Source organism: Aeromonas sp. 604176, from assembly GCF_049170755.1.
GTDB lineage: Bacteria > Pseudomonadota > Gammaproteobacteria > Enterobacterales > Aeromonadaceae > Aeromonas > Aeromonas veronii_A.
In genome coordinates this window covers 1-3,259 of the sequence record NZ_JAAKNE010000202.1, presented here as the reverse complement: position 1 = coordinate 3,259, position 3,259 = coordinate 1, and the positions used below count along the sequence as shown (strand labels likewise).

Genomic DNA, 3,259 nt, shown 5'->3' with positions numbered 1-3,259 from the left:
CAGGCGCTAACTAAAACCTTCCCTCTCATACTTCTGCTCTATGAATTTTATTGAACCCAACCCATCCGGAATTTTTTGCTGTTTCAATAATGAAATCCATGTCTATCAAATCACCATCGGACAATAATTCTTCACTCATTTCTACAGAACAATAAAAGCACTGTTCATTGTCTGCCCACCCAACAGTCGCTAGTGTGTAGACTTGCATATCTTCATGCAAACGGAGCCCAACAAATGGAACGAAGGGCAAGCTAAGCTCTTTGGCGCCAGCACAAAAACAGGTTTTATCCACATCTCGCACAATTAGCGAAAGTTTCACTTTGTAATTCATAGCAACAACGATCTCTCTTTTACGCTTCTGCTCCGTGCATCACCTGATCGAACATCACGCAGCAGGGGCTCTCCAGCCGGTAGAGGATGGCGGGGCGCTGTTTGCCGGTGCGCTTGCGGCCGGTATCAACCAGAATGTCGGCGCGATGGATCCGCTTGCGAAATGCCGCCGTATTCATGGGTGTTTGCAGGATGATTTCGAAGGCGCGCTGCACCTCGGAGAGGGTGAACTCGGGCCCCAGCAGTTGCAGCGGCAGGGTGCTGTAGCGGCTCTTGATCCGCAGCCGCTCCAACCCCTTGGCGATGAGCTGAACATGGTCGAAGGCGAGGCTCAGCCCCGGCAGGTTGGCGAGCGGATGCCAGCAACCGTGGATCGCTTCCACTTCCGGATCGACCAGACAGAGATAGACCAGGGTCGTGGACCAGCCGCGGGGATCCCGCTCCAGATTGCCGAGGGTGCAGACCTGCTCGCTGTAGCAGTGACCGAGCCCCCACTCCGCCAGCAGACGGCGCTGGGCGGCATCCAGATCCCGATCCTGGGTCTCGTCGATGCGCAGCGCCGGCAGTTGCCAGCAGTGGGCAAAGGGGGGGCGATCGCGGGTCTCGAGCAGTAGCTCGAGCCGCTCCTCATGCAACCGCAGCACCACCATATCCAGACTCATTCTCAGCATGCCGATCGCCCTGCTCGCCTTCCATTAATGTTTGGTAGATAATATCACACGAATAGTATGTGCAGGAGCCAATCATGGGAACCGTCGCCAGCCTGGATATTGATGCGCAGAAGGGCTTTACCCCCCTCTGCCCGAACGAACTGCCCGTTGCGGGCGGTGATGATATTGTGGCTGCGCTCAACGCTCAGGCCACCCTCGCCACGCTGCGGATCGGCAGCAAGGACTCTCACCCTGCCAATGCCGACTGGGCCGTTTCTGACCCCGCCGGCATGCTGCTGCCGCTGGATCTGCCCAACGCCGACCTCACCTGGCCGGTGCACTGCGTACCGGGCAGCAAGGGCTTTGAGCTGCTCGACGGCCTGCCCGCCCCCATCGACTATGACTTCTTCGTCTGGAAGGGGGTCGAACCGGATCTCCATCCCTACGGCACCTGCTTCCACGACCTGGCAGAACGGCGCAGCACCGGACTCATCGAATTCCTGCAAGCCCGCCAGGTCGATACCGTACTGGTCGGCGGCCTCGCCACCGACTACTGTGTCAAAACCAGCGTGCTGCAACTTCGCCGCGCCGGTTTCCGGGTGATCGTCCATCTCGATGCCTGCCGTGGCATCGCGCCCGCGACGGTTGCCAGCGCCCACACCCAGATGATTGAGGCTGGCGCCGAACTGGCCCAGACCCTGATCGATGTACAACGCCTGCTGGACGCCTGATATGCCACCGATTCTTACCAGCCTGCTCGACACCGACGCCTGCACGTTACATATGCGGCAGGGGAGCACCATCGTGCTCACCAGTCTGCGAGGAGCCTGATATGCCTCCAATCCTCACCAGCCTGCTCGACACCGATGCCTACAAGCTGCATATGCAGCAGGCGGTGTTCCATCGCTATCCGGATGCCGAGGTGGTAGCCGAGTTTCACAGCCGCAATGAAGAGGATCTGCTGCCCATGATGGGGCAGATCGAGGAGCAACTGCGCCTCGCCGGATCCCTGCGACTGACCAAGCCAGAGCTCGATTTTCTGGCCGAGCGCCCCTTCTTCACTCCTGACTACCTCGACCACCTGCGCCGCAAGCCGCTAGACGCCTCCCTGCTCAAGGTGTTCGAGCAGGATGGCCGCATCAATGTGCGGGTCGAGGGCCCCTGGCAGGATGTGATCCTGTGGGAAATCCCGGTGCTTGCCATCATCAGCGAGATGCGCAACCGCTTCCGCTACCCCCAGTTCGGCGTCAGCCATGCGCTGGAGCGGCTCGATCAGAAGATCGACAAGCTGGAGAAGGAGCTGAGCAGCGACGAGATGAGCGAGTTCAACCTCATCGACTTCGGCACCCGCCGCCGCTTCTCCCATGCGGTACAGGATGCGGTAGTGTGTCGCCTCAAGGAGCGGCTGCCGGCGTTTCGCGGCACCAGCAACTACATGCTGGCCCAGAAGTACAAGCTGCCCGCTGTCGGCACCCAGGCCCATGAGTGGTTCCAGGCACACCAGCAGCTCGGCTTCCCGCTGGAGCACAGCCAGCGCGCTGCCCTCACCAGCTGGCTGGACGAGTTCACCGACCATCTCGGCATCGCCCTGACCGACTGCATCACCATGGATGCCTTCCTGCGCGACTTCGACTTCGAGCTGGCCAGCAGCTATCAGGGCTTGCGCCACGACTCCGGCGATCCCGTAGTGTGGGGCGAGAAGGCGATTAGCCACTATCAGCGCCTCGGCATCGACCCCACCGACAAGACTCTGGTCTTCTCCGACGGGCTCAACCTCGACAAGGCGGTGCAGCTGTTCCGCCACTTCCGTGGCCGCATCAACACCAGTTTCGGCATCGGCACCAAGCTCACCTGCGATCTGCCCGGTGTCAGCCCGATGAACATCGTCTTCAAGCTGATCGAGTGCAATGGCGGCCCGGTCGCCAAGATCTCCGACAGCCCGGGCAAGACCCTCTGCCGGGATGCGGAGTTTATCCGCAACCTCAAACAGGCGTTCCACGTCGGGGTCTGATCTTCCCCAACACCAGAAAACAAAAAGCCCGCTGGTTCGCACCGGCAGGCTTTTTTAATCAACTCAAAAGGTATCAGTCTTTCTTGGCCAGCAGGAACTGCACCAGCTTGTTGAACTGCTCTTGAGAGGTGATGGATTCAATCTTCACCATGTACTTGCCGTTCACCAGGAAAGCCGGTACACCGCGAATGTTGTAGCTCTCGGTGTTGCGATCGAACTGGGAGACCATGCCGGAGACGGCGAAGCTGTCGACGGCACCGTCGAACTC

General features: G+C 59.7%; 5 protein-coding genes. 2 read left to right on the top strand and 3 right to left on the bottom strand.

The window, feature by feature from the left end:
- Nucleotides 1–25 precede the first annotated feature (25 nt).
- A complete protein-coding gene (locus G5358_RS20515) occupies nt 26–331 on the bottom strand; it encodes a hypothetical protein (RefSeq protein ID WP_120416227.1) in 306 nt (101 codons plus the stop codon).
- A 19-nt stretch (nt 332–350) separates the two neighbouring features.
- Entirely contained in the window at nt 351–1,001 is a 651-nt protein-coding gene (locus G5358_RS20510) for an NUDIX hydrolase (RefSeq protein WP_201953894.1), read from the bottom strand.
- A 74-nt stretch (nt 1,002–1,075) separates the two neighbouring features.
- Between G5358_RS20510 and G5358_RS20505 the strand changes: the two genes are divergently transcribed.
- A complete protein-coding gene (locus G5358_RS20505; RefSeq protein ID WP_005356142.1) occupies nt 1,076–1,711 on the top strand; it encodes a nicotinamidase in 636 nt (211 codons plus the stop codon).
- Nucleotides 1,712–1,812: 101 nt separating this feature from the next.
- Complete coding sequence (gene pncB / locus G5358_RS20500) at nt 1,813–2,991, top strand: nicotinate phosphoribosyltransferase (protein WP_216952335.1); 1,179 nt, start codon at nt 1,813–1,815, stop codon at nt 2,989–2,991.
- Nucleotides 2,992–3,064: 73 nt separating this feature from the next.
- On the opposite strand, the gene G5358_RS20495 is transcribed toward pncB, so the two are convergent.
- On the bottom strand, nt 3,065–3,259 hold a 195-nt coding region (locus G5358_RS20495), incomplete at its 5' end, for a DsbA family protein (protein ID WP_421324823.1).